Origin of the sequence: Sinomonas sp. P10A9 (assembly GCF_041022165.1) — a bacterium.
In the GTDB taxonomy this organism is placed as follows: Bacteria; Actinomycetota; Actinomycetes; order Actinomycetales; family Micrococcaceae; genus Sinomonas; species Sinomonas puerhi.
Window position 1 is genome coordinate 2,201,514 of sequence record NZ_CP163302.1, and the last position, 23,661, is coordinate 2,225,174.

Annotated in this window: 22 protein-coding genes; 5 read left to right on the plus strand and 17 right to left on the minus strand. The window is 69.4% G+C overall.

Annotated features, from left to right (window positions below):
- A complete protein-coding gene (pyrR, locus tag AB5L97_RS10015; protein WP_369044606.1) occupies positions 1-648 on the minus strand; it encodes a bifunctional pyr operon transcriptional regulator/uracil phosphoribosyltransferase PyrR in 648 nt (215 codons plus the stop codon).
- A 150-nt stretch (positions 649-798) separates the two neighbouring features.
- Between pyrR and AB5L97_RS10020 the strand changes: the two genes are divergently transcribed.
- Positions 799-1,998, plus strand: a complete 1,200-nt coding sequence (locus AB5L97_RS10020; RefSeq protein ID WP_369044607.1) for a PrsW family intramembrane metalloprotease — start codon at positions 799-801, stop codon at positions 1,996-1,998.
- A gap of 72 nt (positions 1,999-2,070) precedes the next feature.
- Here AB5L97_RS10020 and nusB read toward each other — a convergent pair whose 3' ends face one another.
- The 15 genes from nusB to aspS all read right to left on the minus strand — a co-directional run bounded on the left by nusB (position 2,071) and on the right by aspS (position 17,846).
- Positions 2,071-2,481, minus strand: a complete 411-nt coding sequence (nusB, locus tag AB5L97_RS10025; protein ID WP_307958343.1) for a transcription antitermination factor NusB — start codon at positions 2,479-2,481, stop codon at positions 2,071-2,073.
- Positions 2,481-3,044: an elongation factor P gene (gene efp / locus AB5L97_RS10030; protein WP_307958344.1), complete on the minus strand. Its 564-nt coding sequence runs from the start codon at positions 3,042-3,044 to the stop codon at positions 2,481-2,483. Before efp ends, nusB begins: the two co-directional genes overlap by 1 nt.
- Before the next feature lie 68 nt (positions 3,045-3,112).
- The gene (locus tag AB5L97_RS10035; RefSeq protein WP_307958345.1) at positions 3,113-3,622 is read right to left on the minus strand and encodes a tetratricopeptide repeat protein; all 510 of its coding nucleotides are present in this window, start codon (positions 3,620-3,622) and stop codon (positions 3,113-3,115) included.
- Positions 3,619-4,722: a 3-dehydroquinate synthase gene (aroB, locus tag AB5L97_RS10040; protein ID WP_369044608.1), complete on the minus strand. Its 1,104-nt coding sequence runs from the start codon at positions 4,720-4,722 to the stop codon at positions 3,619-3,621. The genes AB5L97_RS10035 and aroB overlap by 4 nt, the downstream gene beginning before the upstream one ends.
- On the minus strand, positions 4,719-5,282 hold the full coding sequence (locus tag AB5L97_RS10045; RefSeq protein WP_369044609.1) for a shikimate kinase: 564 nt from the start codon (positions 5,280-5,282) through the stop codon (positions 4,719-4,721). Before AB5L97_RS10045 ends, aroB begins: the two co-directional genes overlap by 4 nt.
- Positions 5,279-6,478: a chorismate synthase gene (gene aroC, locus AB5L97_RS10050; protein WP_369044610.1), complete on the minus strand. Its 1,200-nt coding sequence runs from the start codon at positions 6,476-6,478 to the stop codon at positions 5,279-5,281. Before aroC ends, AB5L97_RS10045 begins: the two co-directional genes overlap by 4 nt.
- Positions 6,479-6,504: 26 nt before the next feature.
- On the minus strand, positions 6,505-7,392 hold the full coding sequence (locus AB5L97_RS10055; RefSeq protein WP_369044611.1) for a shikimate dehydrogenase family protein: 888 nt from the start codon (positions 7,390-7,392) through the stop codon (positions 6,505-6,507).
- Positions 7,389-9,185, minus strand: a complete 1,797-nt coding sequence (gene mltG, locus AB5L97_RS10060; RefSeq protein WP_369044612.1) for an endolytic transglycosylase MltG — start codon at positions 9,183-9,185, stop codon at positions 7,389-7,391. The genes AB5L97_RS10055 and mltG overlap by 4 nt, the downstream gene beginning before the upstream one ends.
- 323 nt (positions 9,186-9,508) lie before the next feature.
- Complete coding sequence (ruvX, locus tag AB5L97_RS10065; protein ID WP_369044613.1) at positions 9,509-10,060, minus strand: Holliday junction resolvase RuvX; 552 nt, start codon at positions 10,058-10,060, stop codon at positions 9,509-9,511.
- A 13-nt stretch (positions 10,061-10,073) separates the two neighbouring features.
- Complete coding sequence (alaS, locus tag AB5L97_RS10070; RefSeq protein ID WP_369044614.1) at positions 10,074-12,752, minus strand: alanine--tRNA ligase; 2,679 nt, start codon at positions 12,750-12,752, stop codon at positions 10,074-10,076.
- A 114-nt stretch (positions 12,753-12,866) separates the two neighbouring features.
- Entirely contained in the window at positions 12,867-13,079 is a 213-nt protein-coding gene (locus tag AB5L97_RS10075) for a hypothetical protein (RefSeq protein ID WP_307958353.1), read from the minus strand.
- Positions 13,080-13,180: 101 nt separating this feature from the next.
- Positions 13,181-13,561 (minus strand): DUF948 domain-containing protein, encoded by a 381-nt coding sequence (locus AB5L97_RS10080; protein WP_369044615.1) that lies wholly within the window; start codon positions 13,559-13,561, stop codon positions 13,181-13,183.
- A gap of 167 nt (positions 13,562-13,728) precedes the next feature.
- On the minus strand, positions 13,729-14,352 hold the full coding sequence (gene rpsD / locus AB5L97_RS10085; protein ID WP_307958355.1) for a 30S ribosomal protein S4: 624 nt from the start codon (positions 14,350-14,352) through the stop codon (positions 13,729-13,731).
- Positions 14,353-14,511: 159 nt separating this feature from the next.
- A complete protein-coding gene (locus tag AB5L97_RS10090; RefSeq protein WP_369044616.1) occupies positions 14,512-15,960 on the minus strand; it encodes a replication-associated recombination protein A in 1,449 nt (482 codons plus the stop codon).
- A gap of 62 nt (positions 15,961-16,022) precedes the next feature.
- Positions 16,023-17,846: an aspartate--tRNA ligase gene (aspS, locus tag AB5L97_RS10095; protein WP_369044617.1), complete on the minus strand. Its 1,824-nt coding sequence runs from the start codon at positions 17,844-17,846 to the stop codon at positions 16,023-16,025.
- A gap of 56 nt (positions 17,847-17,902) precedes the next feature.
- Between aspS and AB5L97_RS10100 the strand changes: the two genes are divergently transcribed.
- Positions 17,903-19,168, plus strand: coding sequence for an APC family permease (locus AB5L97_RS10100; protein ID WP_369044618.1), 1,266 nt, complete (start codon positions 17,903-17,905; stop codon positions 19,166-19,168).
- A gap of 59 nt (positions 19,169-19,227) precedes the next feature.
- On the opposite strand, the gene hisS is transcribed toward AB5L97_RS10100, so the two are convergent.
- The gene (gene hisS, locus AB5L97_RS10105; RefSeq protein ID WP_369044619.1) at positions 19,228-20,571 is read right to left on the minus strand and encodes a histidine--tRNA ligase; all 1,344 of its coding nucleotides are present in this window, start codon (positions 20,569-20,571) and stop codon (positions 19,228-19,230) included.
- Positions 20,572-20,615: 44 nt separating this feature from the next.
- On the opposite strand from hisS, the gene AB5L97_RS10110 reads away from it, so the two are divergent.
- The 3 genes from AB5L97_RS10110 (at position 20,616) to AB5L97_RS10120 (ending at position 23,650) form a co-directional block, all read left to right on the plus strand.
- Positions 20,616-21,449, plus strand: coding sequence for a peptidylprolyl isomerase (locus tag AB5L97_RS10110; protein WP_369044620.1), 834 nt, complete (start codon positions 20,616-20,618; stop codon positions 21,447-21,449).
- Positions 21,446-22,933: a DUF349 domain-containing protein gene (locus AB5L97_RS10115; protein ID WP_423246779.1), complete on the plus strand. Its 1,488-nt coding sequence runs from the start codon at positions 21,446-21,448 to the stop codon at positions 22,931-22,933. Before AB5L97_RS10110 ends, AB5L97_RS10115 begins: the two co-directional genes overlap by 4 nt.
- A gap of 123 nt (positions 22,934-23,056) precedes the next feature.
- Positions 23,057-23,650, plus strand: coding sequence for a hypothetical protein (locus tag AB5L97_RS10120; protein ID WP_369044622.1), 594 nt, complete (start codon positions 23,057-23,059; stop codon positions 23,648-23,650).
- The last annotated feature ends 11 nt before the right edge of the window (positions 23,651-23,661 follow it).

The following is a 23,661-nucleotide window of genomic DNA, read 5'->3' on the forward strand; positions in this document are numbered from 1 at the left end:
TCAGGCACCGCCCTCGGACTCGTCCCCGGACTGGGCAGGAGCCTCGATGGCGACGAAGTCCTGAGCGATCTCGGTGTCGACTTCCGTGAGCCGCACGCGCACCTTCTCGGAGCGGGACGTCGGCAGGTTCTTGCCCACGTGGTCCGCTCGGATCGGCAGCTCACGGTGGCCGCGGTCCACGAGGACTGCGAGGCGCACCGTGCGGGGGCGCCCAAGATCCACGAGGGCGTCGAGCGCCGCGCGGATGGTCCGGCCGGAGTAGAGGACGTCGTCGACGAGGACCACGACCTTGCCGTCGATGCCGCCCGCAGGCAGGATCGTGGGAACGGGAGGCCTCGTGGGCTGGTGTGCGAGGTCGTCGCGGAACATCGTGATGTCGAGCTGACCGACGACGGCGGCGGGCTCCACCGCGGCGTCGGCGGCGGCGAGCTTGGCCGCAAGCCGGACGGCCAGCGGGTATCCACGGCGCGGAATGCCGAGCAAGACGAGCCCTTCGGGACCTCGATTGGCCTCGAGGATCTCGTGCGCGATGCGGGTGAGCGCCCGGTCGATGTCCCCTGCATTCAGGACGATCCGGGCCGAGCCGCCGTTCTTGTTGGCCTTGTCGGCCCTGTCGGCGCTGCGCTGTTCTGCAGAGGCGTTCGCCACAGCAGCCCCCTTCCCCGCCTCACAGGACGGAATTAAATGAGGAAAACTGTCGATTCACGCTACCACACGGGAGCAGGTCTCCCCGGGGTCCTGTGGGCGCCGTCACCCGGGCGTGCGGGCGTGCCACCGCGCCCCGGCTAGCCTTGTGCCATGACGACCGGCAAGCCGAGGTGGGAGCGGCCCGGGCCAGGGCAGCGGCCCCCTCAGCAGGAGCTTCTCGTGCCCGTCCCGCCCTCGCGCGGCACCGGTGCCCGCGCAGGGCTCCTCGCCGTCCTCGTGGCGGGCACGGGCCTGCTCATCGCGGGCCTCGCGGTCGTCGTGCCCTTCCTGGTCCGAGCGACCGGCAGCGCCGGCTTCCTCGTCGGGTTCCTTCTCTCTCTGTTCCCGCTCGTCGTCGTGCTCCTCGCCGTCCATCTCGTGGACCGTTGGGAGCCCGAGCCACGGCGGCTGCTCGCCTTCGCCCTCGCGTGGGGCGCCGTCATGGCCGTCGCCGCGACGACACTCATCCAGCCGCTCTTCATGGGCGTGTTCGGCCCGCGCGCTGCCAGCGCCGCCCAGACGGCGGAGTTCCTGGCCACGATCGAGGCGCCGGTCGTCGAGGAACTGTCCAAGGGCCTCGGCCTGCTCATCCTCATGTTCGCGGCACGCAAGTACATCGACGGGCCGGTGGATGGGATCGTCTACGGGATGACGATCGCCGCCGGCTTCGCGTTCACGGAGAACATCCTCTACTTCGGCAGGCTCTACGCGGAGACATCGGGATCGGCAGCCTCCCTCGCTGTTGTCTTCACGATGCGCGGCGTCCTCTCACCGTTCGCGCACGCGATGTTCACGGGCACGCTCGGCCTCGTCACGGGGCTCGCCGCCCGGAGGTGGAGCCCCGGCCTCGTGCTCGGCGCGTTCGCGGTGGGGCTGCTTCCCGCCATGCTCCTGCACAACATCTGGAACAGCGCCGGCGAGGACTTCTTCCTGCTGTACGTCATCGTGCAGGTCCCGCTCTTCGGCGCGGCAGTGCTCGGCGTGTACCTCCTGCGCCGCTCCGAGGCGAGGCTCACGCACAGACGGCTCGTCGAGTACGCGCAGGCAGGCTGGTTCACTCCGCTGGAGGTAGACATGCTGGCCACGCCGCGCGGCCGGCGAGCGGGCCTGAGATGGGCCGCATCACTCGGACGCAGGAACGCAATGCGGTCGTTCATCCGCACTGCGACGGAGCTAGCCGCCACGCGCCAACGAGTGCTCAGTGGCCGCGATGTCCGCGGCTACGCGGCGACCGAGCGCGGCCTCCTCGATCGTTCCCGGCGCGAACGGGCGGCCGTGCTCGGCATTCCCCCGACCGGACCGCAGCTGTAGACCCCCTCTCCAGAACGCCGCAGGGCCCCGCCGGAATCGGCAGGGCCCTGCGGCAGCGTCGGTCTTCGACGGTCAGGCCAGCAGCGTCGGCTTGAGCTGCTGGAGCCGGCCGAGCAGTCCGTTGACGAACGTGGGCGACTCCTCTGTGGACATCGTCCGCGCAAGGGCCACGGCCTCGCTCACCGCGACGCCGTCCGGAACCTCATCGTTGTACAGCAGCTCCCAGACGCCGATCCGCAGGATGACGCGGTCGACGGCGGGCATGCGCTCGAGCGTCCAACCCTGCGAGTACGTGCTCAGGATCTCGTCGATCTGCGCCTGCTTCGCCGTGACACCGTCCACAATCGCGACGGTGTACGGGTTGATGATCTGCTCGGTCCGATCGCGTCTGCCTTGCATGGCGTCCGACGCCGCGACGGAGCGCTGCTCCGCCTCGAAGAGGATGTCGAGTGCCCGGGCTCGGGCCTTACTGCGGGCGCTCACTAGTCGTTGACACGTCCCAGGTAGCTGCCGTCGCGGGTGTCGACCTTGACCTTGGTGCCGGTCTCGAGGAAGAGGGGGACCTGGATCTCGTAGCCGGTCTCAACGGTCGCGGGCTTGGTGCCAGCGGACGAGCGGTCGCCCTGGAGGCCAGGCTCGGTGTAGGTGATCTCGAGGGTGACGCTCGGCGGAAGCTCAACGTAGAGCGGGGTGCCGTCGTGCAGCGCGATGAGGATCGTCTGGCTCTCGAGCATGAAGTTGGCAGCGTTGCCGACAGTCGCAGCGGAGACGGTGATCTGGTCGTACGTGTCCGTGTCCATGAACACGAAGTCCTCGCCGTCCTTGTACAGGTACTGGAAGTCCCTGCGGTCCACAGTCGCGGTGTCGACCTTCGTGCCCGCATTGAACGTACGGTCGACGACCTTACCGGAGAGCACGTTGCGCATCTTGGTGCGTACGAAGGCACCGCCCTTGCCCGGCTTCACGTGCTGGAACTCGATGACGTTCCACAGCTGGCCGTCCAGGTTCAGCACGGTGCCGTTCTTGATGTCGTTGGTGGTTGCCACGTAACGCCTCTCGTATCTTCTCTCAGAAATCCGCAGACCATTCTAACTGGACAGTACGCCCTACTGCGTCATTCCTCCTCGCCGAGGAGCTCCCGCGCGCGTCCGAGCGCCACCGTGGAGGAGTAGATCAGGCTCGCGTCGGCCGATTCCGCGACCCTGAGGTCGAGGGCCTTGGAGAAAGCCTTCGACGCCGCGGCGTACTTGCCGCGGGTGAACTGGATCTTGCCGAGATACTGCCAGATCTTGGCCTCGTGCGGGGTTCCCTTAGCCTCGGCGAGGAGCTGCTGGGCCCGCTCGACCGCACGGTCGTTGCGGTTGCTTGCCCTGAGGACGTCGAGCTCGAGGACCTTGAGCTCGAAGGACTCGGGATCCTCGTACCGGGCCGCGACGAGGATCTCGGCGGCGTTGCCCACGTGGCCACGGGCGAGTTCGACGAGCGCTCGGTCATGGGGGCTGTTGCTCGCGGTCAGGGCGTCCTGACAGCGTTCCTCGTCCACAATCTCCGTGTTCAACGTCTCCGGATTGACCGCGATGCCGGGAAATCCGGCTCTTGGCCACTCACGGCGGTCAATGATCATGCGCTCACTCCCTGTGAGATCTCCTGATACGCCGCGAACAGCAAGGAGGTATCAGGCACCTCGAGGATGCCGGGCTTGGCGACGCCGTCGAGCACCACGAAGCGGAGCAGATCCCCGCGGGACTTCTTGTCGCGGCGCATGCCGTCGAGGAGGGCCTGCCAGCGGTCGCCCCGGTATGAGGTCGGCAGGCCAAGGGACTCGAGGATGCTGCGGTGGCGGTCGGCGACGTCGTCCTCGAGCCGGCCCACGCTGCGGGCGAGCTCGGCTGCGAACATCATGCCGATGCTCACGGCCGCGCCGTGCCGCCAGGAATAGCGTTCCGCGAGCTCGATCGCGTGGCCGAGCGTGTGCCCGTAGTTGAGGATCTCGCGGAGGCCCGCCTCCTTGAGGTCCGCGGAGACAACCCCCGCCTTGACGGCAATCGAGCGTTCGATGAGCTCCCGCACCACGTCGGAGGCGGGATCCGCGACGGCCTCCGGGTCCTTCTCGATGAGGTCGAGGATGACCGGATCGGCGATGAACCCGCACTTGACCACTTCAGCCATGCCGGACAGCAGCTCGTTGCGCGGCAGGGTCGCGAGCGCGTCGAGATCGGCGAAAACAGCCGCTGGCGGATGGAAGACGCCGACGAGGTTCTTTCCCTCGGCGGTGTTGATGCCGGTCTTGCCGCCCACGGCGGCGTCGACCATGCCGAGGAGGCTCGTCGGCAGGTGGACTATGCGCACGCCGCGCAGCCAGGTCGCTGCGACGAAACCCGCGACGTCGGTGACCGCGCCGCCACCGACCGAGACGATCGCGTCGGAGCGCGTGAAGTCATTCTGTCCCAGGACCTGCCAGCAGAACGAGGCGACCTGGATGTGCTTGCCCTCTTCTGCATCGGGGATCTCGGCCGTGAGGGCGGTGAACCCCTCCCCCTCGAGCGACTCCCGCACGGCGTCTCCCGTCGCGCGCAGTGCCCGCGGGTGGACGACGAGGACGCGCCGAACCCGCTCGCCGAGCACGGGGGCGAGGCGGTCGAGCAGACCGTGTCCCACGACCACGTCGTAGTTCTCGGACGGGGTGCTCCCCGTGACCTTGATGACTGCAGCGTCGCCGCTCATACGATGGCTCCCTCGTCAACGCGGCAATGACCCTCCGCGATCTCTTGCGCGATCTGTACGGCCACCTCGGCCGCGGTCCTGTGGCCCGTGTCCAGGCTCAGAGTCGCGAGCGACTCGAACACGGGGCGCCGCCGGTCCATGAGGGCCTTCCAGCCGTTCTCTGCGTCTCCGTGCAGCAGCGGGCGGTCGGCACTGCCCGCGAGCCGCGGTGCGACGTCGTCCCACGACGCCCGCAGGTAGATCCGGTGGACCCCGCCGAGTCGAGATCTCGTCTCCTCTCGGAGCACAGAACCTCCCCCGAGGGCAAGCACGAGTCCGCGAGGGTGCTCCTGCGAGAGGACCATGGCGATCACCTCCGCTTCGGCCTGCCTGAAGGCCTCCTCGCCGTGGGCCGCAAAGATCTCAGGGATGGGACCGTGCTCGGCTACCACGAGGGCATCGGTGTCGAGGAACTCGGCACCCGTCAGGCCCGCGAGGGCGATTCCGACCGAGCTCTTGCCCGAGGCCATCGGACCGAACAGCACCACGGGGCGGTCAAGCCGGCAGGATCCCGCCGTCATCCGGCCACCGAGTCGAGGGCAGGCGGAATGGAGGCAACGAAGGATTCGAGGTTCCGACGCGTCTCGGCGACCGAGTCGCCGCCGAACTTCTCGAGGACGGCCTGGGCGAGCACGAGGGCCACCATGGCCTCGGCAACCACACCGGCGGCCGGCACCGCGCAGACGTCCGAGCGCTGGTGGTGGGCCTTGGCGGACTCCCCCGTGGACACGTCGATAGTGCGGAGGGCGCGGGGAACGGTCGCAATTGGCTTCATGGCCGCGCGGACGCGCAGGACATCGCCGATGCTCATGCCGCCCTCGATCCCGCCTGCCCGATTCGTCGAGCGGACGATCTTGCCGTTCTCATCGCGCACGATCTCGTCATGCGCGGCCGAGCCGCGGCGGGCCGCGGTGCGGAAGCCGTCCCCGACCTCGACGCCCTTGATGGCCTGGATGCCCATGAGCGCGCCGGCGAGGCGTGCGTCGAGCCGGCGGTCCCAGTGGACGTAGCTGCCGAGGCCCGGCGGAAGGCCGTAGGCCAGCACCTCGACGACGCCGCCGAGGGTCTCGCCCTCCTTGTGGGCAGCGTCGACTTCGGCGACCATCGCCCGAGAGGTCTCGGCGTGAAAGCAGCGGAGCGGGTCGGCGTCGAGTGCGGCGACGTCCGAGGGCAGCGGAACGGACGCGTCCTCGGGGACGGCGACCCCCGCGATCTGGGTCGTGTGGCTGACGAGCTCGATCCCGAGCTCCCTCAGGAAGGCCGCCGCCACGGTGCCGAGTGCCACCCGGGCAGCCGTCTCGCGGGCGGAGGCGCGCTCGAGCACAGGACGGGCCTCGTCGAACCCGTATTTCTGCATTCCGGTGAAGTCTGCGTGCCCGGGACGTGGACGCGTGAGCGGGGCATTGCGCGCCTGACCCTCGAGCTCGGTGGGATCGACAGGGTCGGCCGCCATGGTCTGCTCCCACTTCGGCCACTCGGTGTTGCCCACCTCGACGGCGACGGGCCCGCCCTGGGTCCTGCCGTGGCGCACGCCGCCCACGATCGTGACAGCGTCCTGCTCGAACTTCATCCTGGCGCCGCGGCCATAGCCGAGGCGGCGCCTCGCGAGGGCCTGACGGATGTCCTCGCTGGTGAGCGCCACGCCCGCGGGGAGCCCTTCGAGGATGCCAACGAGTGCCGGGCCATGAGACTCACCGGCAGTCAACCAACGCAACATGACCTCCATCCTGCCACGCGGCTGCCCTACGCGGTGCGCCGGGGTACGCCCACTGAGTCACACATCACATCTATGACGGCGGCCGAGCGCGCATCCTCTCGTCCCGTGAACAGCACGATCTGCTCGACCGCCTGGTACACGAGCATCTCGAGGCCGTGCAGCACGCGGCCGCCTCTGGCCTCCCAGGCCTCGCCGAGCTGGCTCGGCCACGGGTCGTACGCGACGTCGAGCAGGACACGCCGCGCGCCGTCGTGCGTAGGGGCAACGCCCGCCAGCCGTGCGGCCAGGCCGTCCGCCGCGCGCGGAGGCAGGGTGCTCACGACGGCGTCTGCCGCACTCAGGCGCGCGGCTCCGGCATCGATCGGGGAGACGGTGACGCTCAGGCCGAGCCTCTCCGCGAGCGAGGCGGCAACCCCTGAGCGGGAGGCGTTCCGAACGAGGAACTCGATGCGGTTCGCGCCCAGCCCCCGGAGCGCTGCGACGGCCGCAAGGGCGGTGTTGCCCGCCCCGACCACGACGGGATCGTGGGCGCGGGCGAGGCCGGCGTGGCGGAACGACTCCGTGATGCCGGCAACGTCCGTGTTGTACCCGACGAGCACGGGGCCGCCGCTGCCCTCCTCGACCACAACGGTGTTGAGCACGCCGAGGCTGGCGGCGAGGCCTTCGAGCCGGTCGACGAGCGGGACAAACGCGGCCTTGAGCGGCATCGTCACGGAGAGGCCGCGCCAGCATGGCTCGGACCGCACGCGTCCTGCGAACCCGGGAAGCTGCGCCTCTGTCAGGTCGAATGACCCATATTCCATGTCCACGCCGAGCAGCCCGTACGCGGCGCGGTGCAGCGCCGGTGACTTCGAATGGCCGATCGGATGGCCGAGGACAGCGGCACGCAGGTGTGTCACTGGTTCTGGCGTCACTGGCACTTCCCCGCGTTGGCCTGGCACCACTGCTGGTACTGCTGGGCGTAGATCTGGTGCTGCGCGTACGTCGAAGAGAACTTCGTCTCGCCGGTGTCCAGATTCACGGTGACCCAGTACAGGTAGTTGTTGGGCGTGGGGTTCGCGGCGGCATTGAGCGCCTTCGTGCCCGGCGAACCGATAGGCCCTGCGGGCAGCCCGGTGTGCTGGTACGTGTTGTACGGGTTGCTTGCGTCCGCCTTCTCCGCATCGGTGATGTGGTAGCTCTTCTTGCCGAGGCCGTAGGTAACCGTGGCGTCCGACTGGATGAGTCCGTTGGTCTCCGGGTTCGGCTTGAGGCGGTTGTAGATTGCCCCCGCCACGTTTCCGTAGTCGGCCTGCCCGCCTTCGGCCTGGACAATGCTGGCCACCGTGAGGACGTCATACTGCTTGTCCGGATCCGTGACTCCCGCGGCCTTGAGCGTGTCAAGCGTCGTGGAGACCAGCTTGGTGAGGATGTCCTTGGCAGACGTTCCGACAGGGAATCTGTACTCCCCCGGTGCCAGATAGCCCTCGAGGCTCTTCGCCTTGGCCGGCAGCCCGAAGTCCACGGGTTTGGCGTTCAGCGCGTCGAGGTCCTTCCGGTTCACCGAAGCGGCCTGGGCGATGGCGTCGAGGGACTCGCCTACCCGCATGCCGGCATTGAGGGCGAAGTAGATGACCTTGTCGTTGGATGAGCCCGTCAGGATCTGGGCGGCCGCGGCAGAGGTCATCTCCTTCTTGAAGGTGTAGTCGCCCGGGTGGAGGCTGCCTCCCGCGGCGGCGAACGCCTTGAGGAACGTCGCGGAGTCCGCGATGACATCCTGCTTCTCGAGCGTGCTGGCGACGGCGGCCGGCCCCGAGCCCGGCTGCACGGTCACGACGACCGAGCCGGTGCCCGGTCCCGGGAAGTCCTTGACCTTGTCCAAACCAAGGATCGGTTTGAGGAATTGGACGCCCAGCAGCACGGCGCCCACGAACAGCGCGAGGGCGAGGGTCAGGCCGATGATCACGCGGAACCGGCGCCGTCGACGGGGCGCAGCCTTCGCGACAACAGGGTCGCCGAAGACGGCATGGGAGTCATCGAACGGATGGGTCTCCTCCGCCGGGTGGGCATAGTGGGCCGAGTCGAGCGGAGGAAGATCCTCGTGCAGATCCGCCGGCTCCGCCAATGCCGGCTCGTGGTACGTGTCGTTGTACGTGTCCCAGGGGTGCACGGTCGCATGCTCGGGCTCGGGTTCGGCGACCGCGATGGCCGAGTCTCGGGCGAAGGCCTGGGCGGCGGCAGGGAAGACGTTGCGCACAATGGGAGCGTCCTCCGATGCCGGAACGCGTCTCACTGGCCGGGTCGCAGGCTGGGCTTCCGGCACGGCCGGGAAGTAGGCGGTCGCGGCGGGCTCGACCGGACTGCCGGGAGAGGCTGCAGGCTCGGACGACGGCGCAGCGAAGGAAGAGTCTTCCCGCTCAGACAGCGCGGGGAAGGCCTCGACGGCAGCGGTCCGCCCTGCGGGGACCGGCGTGGGGAGGATCGACGGCGCTCCGGCGTCGGCCAGCGCGACGGGAGACGGCGGGGAATAGGCCGGCGAGCCCGATCCAGCCGAGGGCGGGTAGGAACCCCAGCCCATTGCGGCCGAAGTCGGCTGCAGCGAGGCCGCGTCGCCCGGCGCCACGGACGCCTTAGCCGCCGACGCCAGGTCCGCAGGCGCCGGCGCAGTCTCGAAGCTCCGCGCGCGACGCCGTCCGTGGATGCCGTGCTGGCCAGTTCCCTCGCCCACTGCCGGCTCCATGCCTGAATCCGGGCCGGGCCGGGTCGCCGACGGCGGGCCCGCCGACTGCGGAGGGCGCACCTGGGACGGCGCTGAAGGCCATGATGGAGCCTCAGTACGCGCCGGCTCGGCAGCCGGGCGGCGCTCCGGCGCATCGGGTACCGCCGGTGGGCTGCTGGACGACGGCGCTGGCGCTGCAGGGGCTCGTCGCTGGGGCGCGAGCATGCGCTGCTGCGACTCCTGGCGTGCACGCTCCAGCTCGCGCAGCTCGCGGCGGGTCAAGGGCCGGTCAGGCACGGCGGGGGTCGTGTTCTCCTGGGGGTCCATCCTCGTTAGCCTCTCACATCTGTCTCGTTGCTACCGAGGTCCCCACCCGTGAGAGTGGGGATGTCCACCAGAGCCCCCGCGTCTCCTCGGCCTCGGATCATATCCAGCGCATGCTGGAGTATGCCGACGGCTGCCACTTGGTCCACCACTCTACGATGCTCGCGGGAATCCATGCCAGCGGCACGCAGGTTTCGGTGGGCTTCAACGGTTGTGAAGCGCTCGTCGACGAGGCGCACGGGACACTCGAGGCCAGCCTCGCCCAGCGCCGCAGCCAGGTTCTCTGCATACCGCCGTGCCATCGTCGCGGATTCGGCCTCACGGCCGGCAAGGGTTCGCGGGAGGCCGACATAGACCTCGACAACGCCGCGCACCGCGGCTTCCTTGACCAGGACCTTGATGTCGCTGTTCCGCTTGGGGTCGCGGCTCAGGGTCTTCAGCGGCGTCGGCAGGATGCCGTCGGCGTCGCACACTGCAACGCCGACGCGCACCGAACCCACGTCCACGGCAAGCCTGACGCCGCGCGGGAAGGTGTTCTCTGAAAGCTCGGGGGAAATCATAGGCGGCTCCGGGTCAGCGCTGCGCGACAGCCGTCGCGATCGCCCCCAGCGCCTCCACGATCTTGGCCGGGTCGGTCCCGCCCCCCTGTGCGACGTCGTCCTTGCCGCCTCCGCCGCCGCCGAGGATCCCGGCCGCGATCCGCACGAGCGCCCCAGCCTTCACACCGGTAGCCCGCGCCTGTTCGTTGGTCGCGACCAGGACCGCTGGCCGGCCCTTGGCGACGCCGGCAACAGCCACCGCTGCCGGGCTGTCTCCGAGTTGGGCCCGGAGGTCGAGGGCGAGCCCACGGAGCTCATCGGCGGAACCGAGCTGCCCGGCGTCGTGCGTGATGAGGCGAACGCCAGCGACATCCTTCGCGGTGCCGACCAGGGCGGCCGCTGAGGCCGCGAGCTTCTCCTTGCGAAGGCGCTCAAGTTCCTTCTCGGCGGTCTTGAGCTTCTCGAGAGTCGCGGAGATGCGCTCGGTGAGCTGGCCGGAGGGAACCTTGAACATCTCGCTCAGCTCGGACACGAGGGCTCGCTCAGCGGCCTGGTGGCGGAAGGCATCGAGGCCTACGTAGGCCTCGACACGGCGGTTGCCCGATCCGACTGACTGCTCGCCGAGCAGCGTGAGGCTGCCGATGAGCGCGGTCTGGTCCACGTGGGTACCGCCGCACAGCTCCATGGACCAGGGTCCGTTGATCTCGACGACGCGCACGCGAGAGCCGTAGTTCTCGCCGAAGAGCGCCATGGCGCCGGCGGCCTTGGCCTCGGCGAAGGGCATCTCGGCAGTGTTCACCGAGAAGTTGTCCCGGATCGCGAGGTTCGCGACTTCCTCGATTTCGCTCCTCGCGGCGCCGGAGAGCTGCTCGCCCCACGCGAAGTCGAAACGCAGGTAGCCCGCCTTGTTGAACGAGCCGCGCTGCACGGCCTCCGGGCCCAGAATCTGGCGCAGGGCCGCGTGGACGAGGTGCGTGGCCGTGTGAGCCTGCTCGGCGGCGTGACGGCGCTCCCTGTCGACGACCGTGCGCACGACCGCGTCGGCGCTCAGTTCGCCTTCGCGCACCACGGCCTTGTGGACGCTCAGCCCCTTGATGGGGCGCTGGACGTCGAGGACCTCGACGAGGAAGCCGTCACCGCTGATGAGGCCGCGGTCTGCTGCCTGCCCGCCGGCCTCGGCGTAGAACGGGGACTCCTCGAGGATGATCTCGACCTCCTCGCCCGCCGTTGCGCGGTCGACGCGCGATCCGGTGGCGATGAGGCCGCGGATGCGCGACTCGCCTTCGAGTTCCGTGTAGCCCGTGAAGACCGTGTCCCCGGCCGTGTGGAGTTCTTGGAACAGCGTGAGGTCGGCGTGGCCGGACTTCTTCTCCTTGGCGTCCTTCCGGGCGCGCTGGCGCTGCTCCTCCATGAGGGCACGGAAGCCCGGCTCGTCGACCGTGACGCCGGCCTCTTCGGCCATCTCGAGCGTGAGGTCGATCGGGAAGCCATACGTGTCGTGGAGGGCGAAGGCCTCCTCGCCCGAGAGCTGGGAGCCAGCCGCCTTCGAAGCCGTCACAGCCTCGTCGAGACGGGCAGTGCCCGCCGCGATTGTGCGAAGGAAGGCCCGCTCCTCGCCGTAGGCGATGCGGCCGATCCGGTCGAAGTCGTTCGCGACCACCGGGTAGACGCCCTTCATGGCGTCACGCGAGACGGGAAGCAGCTCCGGCATCACGGGCTTCTCGACCCCGAGCAGCCGCATGGCGCGGACTGCCCGGCGGATCAGACGGCGAAGCACGTACCCGCGGCCCTCGTTGGACGGCGTGACGCCGTCGGCGATGAGCATGAGGGCGCTGCGGACGTGGTCGGCCACGACGCGCATCCGGACGTCGTCGGCGTGGTGCGGGTCGGCGTCGGACTCGGCGGAGGTGTACGTCTTGCCGGCCAGTTCGGCGGCCTTGTCGATGACGGGCCGCACTTGGTCCGTCTCGTACATGTTCTCCACGCCCTGGAGGATCATCGCGAGACGCTCCATGCCGAGGCCCGTGTCGATGTTCTTCTTCGGAAGCTCGCCGACAATGTCGAACTCGATCTTCGATGAAACATTCTCGATCTGGTACTGCATGAACACGAGGTTCCAGATCTCGATGTAGCGGGTGTCGTCCACGGCAGGGCCGCCGTCGGGGCCGTAGGCGGGGCCGCGATCGTAGTAGATCTCAGAGCAGGGACCGGCCGGACCGGGCTGGCCGGTAGACCAGTAGTTGTCACTCTTGCCCATGCGCTGGATGCGCCCAGCCGGGATTCCGGTGTCCCTGAGCCAGAGGTCGGCGGCGTCGTCGTCATCCTCGTAGACCGTCACCCAGAGCTTCTCGGAGGGAAGCCCGTAACCGCCGTCGTCGACGCTCTTCGTCAAGAGCTCGTACGCGAACTTGATCGCGTCTTCCTTGAAGTAGTCGCCGAAGGAGAAGTTGCCGCACATCTGGAAGAACGTGCCGTGACGGGCCGTCTTGCCCACTTCCTCGATGTCAGCGGTGCGGATGCACTTCTGGACACTCGTGGCACGCGGAAACGGCGGTTCCTCGCGGGCCGTGAGGTACGGGATGAACGGCACCATGCCAGCGATCGTGAAGAGGATCGACGGATCCGGCGAGACGAGCGACGCCGAAGGCACCGCGGTGTGTCCCTTGCTGACGAAGTAGTCGATCCAGCGTCGGGTGATCTCCTGCGACTTCATGTGCGTGTGCTTCAACCTTCTCTACGTGCGCCACGCGGCGCGATGTGCCGGCGGCCTGCGATCCGAGCGCTGGGTGTGCGGTCCGGACGACTCCATCAATTCTAGGCGCCGGGGCTAGCCTTCAAGTCCAAGGCCCTTGCGGAGCTCGCCCTCGCGCTCGGCCATGCCGGCGCGGACCTCGTCCGCGAAATGCGCCACGCTGTCCGCGAGCGAGGCAACGGCCCGATTCACTCCTCCGGGCGACGCGAGCGAACGGGCCTCGCTGATCTTCTGGTAGGCGATGACGCCGATGGCGACACCCACGCCGAGCCACACAATTCGCTTCACGGCTGGTTCCCTTCTGGCTGTTCCTGGCGGCGTTGCTGTTCCTGGCGGCGGTGCTGTTCCTGCCTGCGTTGGCTCGTCCTCGTCGGCCGCGCTCGAGCGCCTCAGCGGCTGCGGCGACCCGACCGACGGGGTGCCTTGCTGCCCTGGGCGAAGGCAGAACGGACTCCGTAGGAGAACGCCGCGACCTTGACGAGGGGCGAGCCCACCGTCGCGGCGATGAGTGAGGACAGCGCCGAGACGTTCGCCGTCGTATCCGAGACGTTGGAGGCAATCCCGTCGACCTTCTTGAGCTGCTCGTGCGTGGTCGAGACGGTCATCGTCACCTCGTCCATGAGCGGTGTGGCCCCGTCCGCGAGGGTCCGGATGGATCCGCGGAGTTCGTCGAGGACCTTTCCGAGCTTCAGGATCGGCACGGCGAGCAACGCCACCAGCACGGCGAAGACCCCCGCGGCAATGAGCCCTGCAATGTCGCCTCCGGACACGATTCCTCCTCCTCGCGCACGGACTGCCCGCGCACCCTGTCGTTACCTTACACACGCAAGGAGCCCGCGGCGCGCGCCGCGGGCTCCTTGCGTGACGGCCCATCCGCCTGCAGTCCGTCCGCCGTCGGTCTGCCCGCCGTCGGTCTGTCCGCCTTGGGCGGGGCGGATCAGCGGGCGTAGTACTCGACGACGAGCTGCTCTTCGCAGGTCACGGGAACCTCAGAGCGCTTCGGGCGGCGCACGAGGCGGGCCTGGAGCGACTCGAGCTTGACATCGAGGTAGCCCGGGACGGCCGGGAGGACGTCGCGGTGGGCACCTGCAGCGGCCACCTGGAACGGCGCCATGGTTTCGGAGCGCTCGTGGACGCTGATCAGCTGGCCCTCGGCGACGCGGAACGACGGGCGGTCAACGCGCTTGCCGTCCACGATGATGTGGCGGTGCACAACCATCTGACGGGCCTGGGCGATCGTGCGGGCGAAGCCGGCACGGAGCACGAGGGCGTCAAGGCGCATCTCGAGGAGCTCGATGAGGTTCTCACCCGTGAGGCCCTTGGTGCGCTTGGCCTCCTCGAAGGCGCGAGTCATCTGCGCCTCGCGGATGCCGTACTGGGCGCGGAGGCGCTGCTTCTCGCGGAGGCGGACTGCGTAGTCCGAGTCCTGCTTCTTGCGGGCACGGCCGTGCTCACCGGGGCCGTACGGGCGGCGCTCCATGTACTTGGCGGCCTTGGGAGTGAGCGCGAGGCCGAGAGCGCGCGAGAGGCGCGTCTGACGGCGGGCACGAGTGCTAGACACGTGTGTCCTTTCATACTGCCGCGGCACTGGAATCCTGGCCTCCGGAGGTGGAGAGCATTGGCCCGCGACTGCCTTCTGCTACCGAGGGGCGTGCTGCCCTAAAACACAGCTGCCCCGGTCGTGCCAGACGGTCAACCAGCTTAGCATGGCAGCGGCAGGTCAGGAGCCACGGATGATGCCGCGCAGCCGCTCGACCCGGGCCTGGAGCTCGCGTTCAGAGCCATTCGCCGTGGGAGCGTAGTAGTCCTTCCCCACGAGGTCGTCCGGCGGGTACTGCTGGCGCGCTACGGAGTGCTGGGCGTCGTGGGAGTACTGGTAGCCCTTGCCGTGGCCCAGGCGTTCCGCCCCGGCATAGTGGGCGTCGCGCAGGTGAGCGGGGATGCCGGTGCCAAGGCCGGCCCGGACATCCGCGATCGCCGCATTGATGCCCATATACGCAGCGTTGGACTTCGGGGCCGTCGCGAGGTGGACCACCGCCTCGGCCAGCACGATCCGGCCCTCGGGCATGCCGATGAGCTGCACGGCCTGGGCCGCGGCGACGGCCGTCTGGAGCGCGGTCGGGTCCGCCATGCCGATATCCTCGGCCGCTGAAATGATGATGCGCCGCGCGATGAACCGGGGGTCCTCCCCTGCCTCGACCATGCGGGCAAGATAATGCAGTGCGGCGTCGACGTCAGAGCCGCGGATCGACTTGATGAACGCGCTCACCACGTCATAGTGCATGTCCCCTGCGCGGTCGTACCGCACGGCATGGGCATCGACAGCCTTTTCGGTATGCGCCACCTGGATGGTGACGGGGCTGGCGTCGTCGCCCTCGCTCTCGCCCCTCGTCTGTCCGAGCGCGACGGCGGCCGCTGCCTCGAGAGCGGTCAGGGCGCGGCGGGCGTCACCGCCGGCGAGCCGCACGAGGTGATCCGCGGCGTCGTCCGCGAGCACGACGGCGCCGCCCAGCCCGCGCGGGTCAGTCACCGCGCGGACCACGAGACCGCGGATATCCTCGTCAGTCAGCGGCCTGAGCGTGAGCAGGAGCGAGCGTGAGAGCAGCGGTGAGACCACGCTGAAGGAGGGGTTCTCGGTCGTCGCCGCGACGAGCACCACCCAGCGGTTCTCCACCCCGGGCAGGAGGGCGTCCTGCTGGGCCTTCGTGAAGCGGTGGATCTCGTCGAGGAAGAGCACAGTCGTTGTGCGGTGCAGGTCCCGGGCCGTGAGCGCCTCGTCCATGACTCGCCGGACGTCCTTGACGCCGGCGGTGATCGCCGAGAGCTCGACGAACTTGCGGCCCGGGCCGCGGGCGATGACGTGCGCGAGCGTTGTCTTCCCGGTCCCCGGAGGGCCCCACAGGATCACCGACGTCGGTCCAGTCACGGACAGCGCACCGCTCGGCGCGCCCGCGGCGAGCTGCCGCAGGGGCGACCCCTCCCCCAGCAGGTGCTGCTGGCCCACTACCTCGTCGAGGCTTCGCGGGCGCAAGCGCACCGCGAGGGGACTCCGCTGGGCATCGCGGGCGGCCTTCGCGGCGCGCTCGCTCGAGACGGCCGACGGCGCGGACTCGTCATCGCTGTCGGGGCCCACCCCGCCGACGCCCACTGATCCGAACAGATCTTCCATCGCCTCTACGCTACCCCGTCAAGACGCCGTCCTCGCGGCCGCCCTCGGATGCGGACCGAGCCTCAGGCGCCCTTCGCGTCCTCGGCCTTCGGCGCAGTTTCCTGCGGCGCCTTCTTCGGCTCGGGCTTTGCGTCCACGCCGGCCTCCTTGCGCTGCTCGGGCGTAATCGGCGCAGGGGCCGCGGTCAGGGGGTCGTAGCCGCCGCCTGTCTTGGGGAAGGCGATGACCTCGCGGATCGAGTCGACCCCCGCGAGGAGCGCGACCACGCGGTCCCAGCCGAACGCGATCCCGCCGTGCGGCGGGGCCCCGTACTTGAAGCCCTCGAGCAGGAACCCGAACTTCTCCAGAGCCTCGGCCTCGCCGATGCCCATGACCCTGAACACGCGCTCCTGGATGTCGCGGCGGTGGATACGGATGGAGCCGCCGCCGATCTCGTTGCCGTTGCACACGATGTCATAGGCGTACGCGAGGGCCTCGCCGGGCTCCGTGTCGAACGTGTCCATGAACTCGGGCTTGGGCGACGTGAACGCGTGGTGCACCGCGGTCCAGGCCGAGTAGCCGAGCGCGACGTCGCCCGAGGCCTTCGCATCGGCGGACGGCTCGAAGAGCGGCGCATCCACGACCCAGACGAACGCCCAGTCATTGGGGTCGATGAGACCGGTGCGGTGGCCGATCTCGACGCGGGCGGCGCCGAGGAGCGCGCCCGAGGGGCCCGGTTCGCCGCCGGCGAAGAAGATGCAGTCGCCGGGCTTGGCGCCGACCGCATCCGCGAGGCCCGCGCGCTCGGCGTCCGTGAGGTTCTTCGCTACCGGGCCGGCCAACTCGCCGTCCTCCTTGTAGAGCACGTAGGCGAGGCCCTTCGCGCCGCGCTGCTTGGCCCACTCCTGCCACGCGTCGAGCGTGCGGCGGGGCTGGGAGGCGCCGCCGGGCATGACCACCGCACCTACATAGCCTGCGGCATACCCGGCCTTGAACACGCCGAAGGTCGTGTCCTTGAAGAACTCGGTGAGGTCCGTGAGCTCGAGGCCGAAGCGCAGGTCGGGCTTGTCAGAGCCGTACTTCGCCATGGCCTCGGCGTAGGTCATCCGGCGGATTGGCGTGGGCACCTCGACGTCGATGAGCTTCCACAGGGACGTGACGATCCGCTCGCCGAGGGCGATGATGTCGTCCTGCTCGACGAAACTCGCCTCGATGTCCAGCTGGGTGAACTCCGGCTGGCGGTCGGCGCGGAAGTCCTCGTCCCGATAGCAGCGCGCGATCTGGAAGTACTTCTCGATCCCACCCACCTGGAGCAGCTGCTTGAACAGCTGCGGCGACTGAGGCAGGGCATACCACGAGCCCGGGGCGAGGCGTGCCGGCACGAGGAAGTCGCGGGCGCCTTCCGGCGTGGAACGGGTGAGTGTCGGGGTCTCGACCTCGGTGAAATCCTCGCCGTGGAGCAGTTCGCGCGCCACACGGTTGGCCTCGGAGCGCAGGCGCATGGCGCGGGCCGGGCCAGGGCGGCGCAGGTCGAGGTAACGGTGCTTGAGCCGCGCCTCCTCGCCGACCTCCACGTGCTCGTCCACCTGGAACGGCAGTGGGTCGGCGGTGTTGAGGACAACCACCTTCTCGGCGATGACCTCGATCTCACCCGTGGCGAGCTGCGGGTTCTCGTTCCCCTCCGGGCGGCGCTCCACCGTGCCTACCACTTGGAGGACGTACTCGTTGCGCAGGCCGTGGAAGACCTCCTCCTCGCGGACCACGATCTGCGACACGCCGGTCGAGTCGCGGAGGTCCACGAAGGCCACCCCGCCGTGGTCGCGGCGCCGGGCCACCCAGCCCGCGAGTGTGACGGTCTGTCCAATGTGCTCGGAACGCAGGGTCCCGAGGCCGTGTGTGCGCAGCACAGCTCTTCTTTCACTAGGATCGACAGTGGTTCGCATCGAGTTTACCCGGAGGTCCCATGCCGACCGTCCCCCCTCTGGAACGGCGGCTCGGCACCGTCGACGCGACAGCGATCGGCCTCGGCTCGATGCTCGGCGCCGGAGCTTTCGCAGTCTTCGGCCAAGCGGCCGCCCTGGCGGGACCATGGCTCCTTCTCTCGCTCGGCCTCGCCGGAGCTGTCGCCTACGCGAACGCCGTGGCCTCCGCGGCCCTCGCCTCGAAGTACCCGTCGAGTGGTGGAACCTACGTCTACGGACGCAAGCAGCTCGGTGAGTGGCCCGGCTTCCTCGCCGGCTGGGGATTCGTGACCGGCAAGGCGGCCTCCTGCGCGGCCATGGCCCTGACCTTCGGGGTCTACGTCGCGCCCTCCTATGCCGCGCCGCTCGCTGTGGGTGCGGTCGTCGCACTCACGGGGGTGAACCTCGCCGGGATCACCCGGACGGCGCTCGTGACCAAGGTGCTGCTCGGCGTCGTGCTTGCGGTCCTTGCGTTCGCGATCGTGGTGGGTATCGCGGGCCCACCGCGGGCATCATCTGCCGCGGCGGTCACCGCGCTTTCGGGCGACGGCGCCGGGTCGCCTCTGGGGGTCCTCACCGCCGCCGGCGTGCTGTTCTTCGCCTTCGCGGGCTACGCGCGGATCGCGACGCTCGGTGAAGAGGTCCGGGATCCCACGCGGGCGATCCCCCGGGCCATCCTCGCGGCATTTGCCGGGGCGCTCGCCATCTATGCCATCCTGGCGGTGGTGCTGACCCTCCGGATTCCCGGCCTGCTGCCGGGGACGGCCGCTCCGATCCGTGAACTCGCGGCACCGGCGGGACCGTGGGCCGAGGACATCGTCCGGGCGGGCGCCTCGGCCGCATGCCTCGGGGCGCTGCTCGCGCTCATCGCGGGAGTCGGACGGACAAGCCTCGCGATGGCTCGCGAGGGAGACCTGCCGCGTGCCCTCGCCCGGATTGGCGGCCCGCACAGCGTGCCCTGGGCCGCTGAGCTCGCCGTCTGCGCGGTCGTCGTCGCCCTCGTGCTCAGCGGCAGCCTGCTGACCGTCGTCGGATTCTCGAGCTTCGGCGTGCTCGTCTACTACGCCGTCGCCAACGCCTCCGCCTTCACGCTGCGCGAGCGTCCCGTGTACTGCCCGCGGTGGCTCAACGCCGCCGGCACCGCGGGCTGCCTCGTCCTCGCCTTCACGCTTCCGTGGGCGTCCGCCGTCACGATGATCGTGGTGCTCGCGGCCGGCACGGCGGTCCGCGCCGTCGTGCTCACCACCCGCCAGCGCCGGGCGGGCTGACTGCATCGTGCGCCGGCGCTCGGCGACCCCGTGGTAAATCAGAGGCCCGTCTCAGCCGATCAGGCGGAGGCGGCCACGACCTGCGGGACCAGGTCCGCGGCAGGCGGCATCCACGATGCCGGATCGGCACCGACCTGCTCGCCCGAGCGGATGTCCTTGACCTCGTGCGTCCCGTCCGCGTGCGAGAACCATACGAACGGGATGCCGCGGCGGTCCGCGTACTTGATCTGCTTGCCGAACTTGTCCGCCTTCGCCGCGACTTCGACGGCGATCCCGCGGCCGCGGAGCTGGGCCGCAACCTTCTGAGCGGCGATCCACGAATCGTCGTCGACGAGCGTGACGAGCACGGCGGTCGGGACCGAGCGGCTCGCCGTCGCGAGCTCCTGGCTGAGGATCCGGGACACGAGGCGCGTCACCCCGATCGAGAGCCCGACCCCCGGGAACTTGCGGCTGCCCTTGGTGGCAAGGGCGTCGTACCGGCCGCCCGAGCAGATCGAGCCAAGCTGCTCATGGCCCACGAGGACCGTCTCGTAGACCGTGCCGGTGTAGTAGTCGAGGCCGCGGGCAATGCTGAGGTCTGCTACGACCTTGCCCGGCGCGGCGGCCGACGCGGCGGCGATGACCTGCTCGAGCTCGGATAGCCCCTCCTCGAGCAGCTCGTCCTGGACCCCGAGGGCCCGGACCTGCCCGACGAACGAGGTGTCCTCCGTGCGGATCGAGGCGAGCTCCAGAGCGGACTTGGCCTGCTCAGGCGTGGCCCCGAGCTCCTCCTGGAGGAGTTCGGCGACCTTCTCGGGGCCGACTTTCTCGAGCTTGTCGATGCTGCGCAGCACCCCGGCCGTGTCCGCGAGGCCGATCCCGCGGTAGAAGCCCTCAGCGAGCTTGCGGTTGTTGATCCGGAGCCGGAACGGCGGTATCGGGAGAGCGGAGAGTGCCTCCGCGATGACGAGCGCAAGCTCGACGTCGTACCGGAAGGGCAGCTCGCCGTCGCCCACCACGTCGATGTCTGCCTGCGTGAACTCGCGGGCACGGCCCTCCTGCGGACGCTCGCCACGCCACACCTTCTGGATCTGGTAGCGGCGGAACGGAAACGCGAGGTATCCGGCGTTCTCGACGACGTAGCGCGCGAAGGGAACCGTGAGGTCGAAGTGGAGCGCGAGCGCATGCGCGTCGTCCTTGCTGGCCGAGTCGTCGTCGTCCTGGAGCCGCGAGAGGCCGTAGACCTCCTTGTCGATCTCGCCCTTGCGCAGCAGCTGGCCCACGGTCTCGACAGCGCGGGTCTCGATCGAGGCGAAGCCGTGCAGCTCGAAGGTGCGCCGGAGCGTGTCGAGCACATGGAGCTCCACAAGCCTCTCCTGCGGAAGCCACTCGGGGAATCCGGACAGCGAGGCGGTACGTGCCATGGGGGACAAACTCCTTGTGCGTAGACTGACTGCTGCACAAGTTTATGCGCCTGTTCAGGCACCCGTCGGATGCACGAGCGTTGGAGGAGAAATCGGTGGCGAAGCGGAACACACGTGAGGACCGCCGCCGGGTCCAGCTCATGGAGGCACGGGCGCAGCTGCGCACCGGCAAGGAGAAACGGCGACGGCGCGACAACACGATCGCGGCGGCCGTCGGGGCCGCGGCCCTGGTCGTCGCCGCCGTCCTGCAGGGCACGGTCTTCGCCTCGAACCCCACCGCCTCCGAGTATGCGGCCGCACAGGCCGGGCTCCAGACGCCGACGGCGAGTCCGAGCGCAACCCCGAGCAATGGGCCGGACATCCCCAAGCCCGAGACGGCCGCCGGAAAGACCTTCACCGGGGACCTCGTGCTCAACGGGAAGCCCGTGGGGGTTGAGCTCGACGGGACGACGGCGCCCCAGGCAGCCGCCGTCTTCTCCTCGCTCGCGCAGGCGGGGACATACAACAGCCGGCAGTGCGGGCGCCTCACCACGGGGGATTCCTTCGGCGTCCTGCAGTGCGGCCAGAAGGCAGACGGCAGCTCCGAGTCGGGGTACAGCTGGGGTCCGCTCGAGAACACGCCAGCCGACACCAAGTATCCTGCCGGAACCATTGCCGTTGCCCGCACCGCGAACAACGCGTACGGGAACGGTCAGGAGTTCTTCATCGTGTACAAGGACACGACCATCCCCGCCGACAGCGCGGGCGGCTACACGATCGTGGGCAAGGTGACCTCGGGCCTCGACGTGGTCCAGGGCATCGCCGCCCAGGGCGTCAAGACTGGGAACGACGGGGCTCCCGTGACAGCAGTCACGATAGACTCGTTCCTTGTGAAGTGACGTGGGCTGCCTCCACCGGCAGCACACCTGAAGTACCGACAACAAGCGAAAGAGTTCTAGCGGTGACCGAAAGTCAGAAATCCGACGACACCGCGGCCACAGAGGCCGCACCAGTTCCCTCCCCCGCCGCCTTTGCGGCGAAGCCCAGACCGGTGGTCCCCGCCCCGAGCGCCCCATCGGCTGCTGCGGCTGCCCCGGCCGCCGCGCCCGCCCCGACCGTTCCGGCCGTATCGGTGGCGGAGGCATCGAAGTGGGGCCGCGTCGAGGGAGACGGGCATGTATTCCTCACCATCGACGGCGAAGAGCATCCAGTAGGCCAGTATCCCGGCGTGTCTGCGGATGAGGCCCTCGCCTATTTCGCACGCAAGTTCGAGGACGTGCTCGCGCAGATCTCCCTCGCCGAGCAGCGAGTGAGCTCGCACGCCCCCGTCGCAGACGTCCGCAAGGCTGCCGTGCATGCCCGCGCACAGCTCGCCGAGCGCGCCATGGTAGGCGATCTGCGTGCCGCCGAGGCCCGGCTCGACGCCCTTGAGGCCTCGCTCGCCGAAGCCGAGGACGCCGAGAAGGCACAGCACGAGGCGGCGCGGGTACATGAGCTCGAGCGGCGGGAGGCCATCGTCGCGGAGGCCGAGCAGATCAGCGGGCAGGACCCCGAGCGCACGCAGTGGAAGTCGAGCGGCGCGCGCATGAACGAGCTTTTCGAGGAGTGGAAGAATTCGCAGAAGTCGGGACTCCGTCTCGGCCGCGCTGCGGAGGACACGCTCTGGAAGCGGTTCCGTGCCGCCCGGACCCAGTTCGACCGCCACCGGCGCGCCTACTTCTCGCAGCTGGACAGCGTCAACGCCCAGGCGAAGTCCGTCAAGGAAGGGCTCATCGCCGAGGCCGAGACCCTCCAGTCGTCGACCGAATGGGGATGGGCTGCGGGCGAGTACCGCCGCCTCATGGACGAGTGGAAGGCCGCTCCGAGGGCGAGCCGGAAGGACGACGACGCGCTGTGGGTCCGCTTCCGGGCCGCCCAGAACGTCTTCTTCGAGGCACGGCAGGCCGCCAACGACGCCGTCGACCGCGAATACTCGGCGAACCTCTCCGTCAAGGAGGCCCTCCTCGAGGAGGCCCAGCGGATCCTCCCGGTGAAGGACCTCGCGGCCGCCAAGAAGGCGCTGCAGTCCGTCCGGGAGCGCTGGGAGGATGCGGGCCGCGTCCCTCGCGCCGACATGGGACGGATCGAGGCCGGGCTGCGCAAGGTCGAGGATGCCGTTGCCCAGGCTGACCACGAGAACTGGCGGCGCACCGATCCCGAGACCAAGGCCCGGACCGATTCCGCACTGAGCCAGCTCGAATCCTCCATTGCGGGCCTCGAAGACGACCTCAGCGCTGCGAAGGCCAAGGGCGACCGCCGGGCGGAGGCGAAGGCCCAGGAGGCGCTCGACGCCCGCCGTGCGTGGCTCGAGACGCTCCGTCAGTCGGCGAACGAGCTCGGCTGACCTCAGCGGACAGCAACACCGGGGCCCGGCACTGCCATAGCGGCAGGCCGGGCCCCGGTGCACTTATCCACAGGCCACCGCGGAAGGCCTCACGAGCACCGGGCGTCGGGGCATGATGTCCGTATGCCCAGTCCCACGATTCATCCCGCACCGGTCACAGCTACTCCGCCGATCCTGACGGCTGGCTCTCCTTTCACCGCCGTCGAGCTCCAGGCAATGGAAGCCGACGGCATGGTGCGGCGTCTCGTCGGCCGGGCCTACGTCCCCGTCCGTGCGCGGACCACGGCCGAGCTCAGGGCCCGAGCCTTGTCCGCCATGCTCACCGCCCGGGTGCGGGAACGCGCCGTGGCGGGGCGCATGACGGCGGCATGGATCCTCGGGTGCGCTCCTCCGCCCGAGATGCCCGTCATGCTGGTCGAGAGCACACGGCGGCTGGCCAGACTGGGGACCGGGGAGAGGCTGCTCGTGCACGAGGTGAGCTTCGGAGACTTCGACGTGCTCGAGATTGCGGACCTGCGGGTGACGAGCGCTCTCCGCACAGCCGTCGACCTTGCGATCCACTCCGAAGAGCGCATCGCCGTTCCGGTGCTCCGCCGCCTCCTGGCCCGCGAGGGCCTCGGGCTCACTGTCGGCCTGATGGTCCGCAGCCTCGAAGGCCTGCCCGCGCAGCCGCACAAGAAGCGTGCACGCCGGATCCTTGAGAGGCTTCAGTCCTGAGGCCGCGGGAC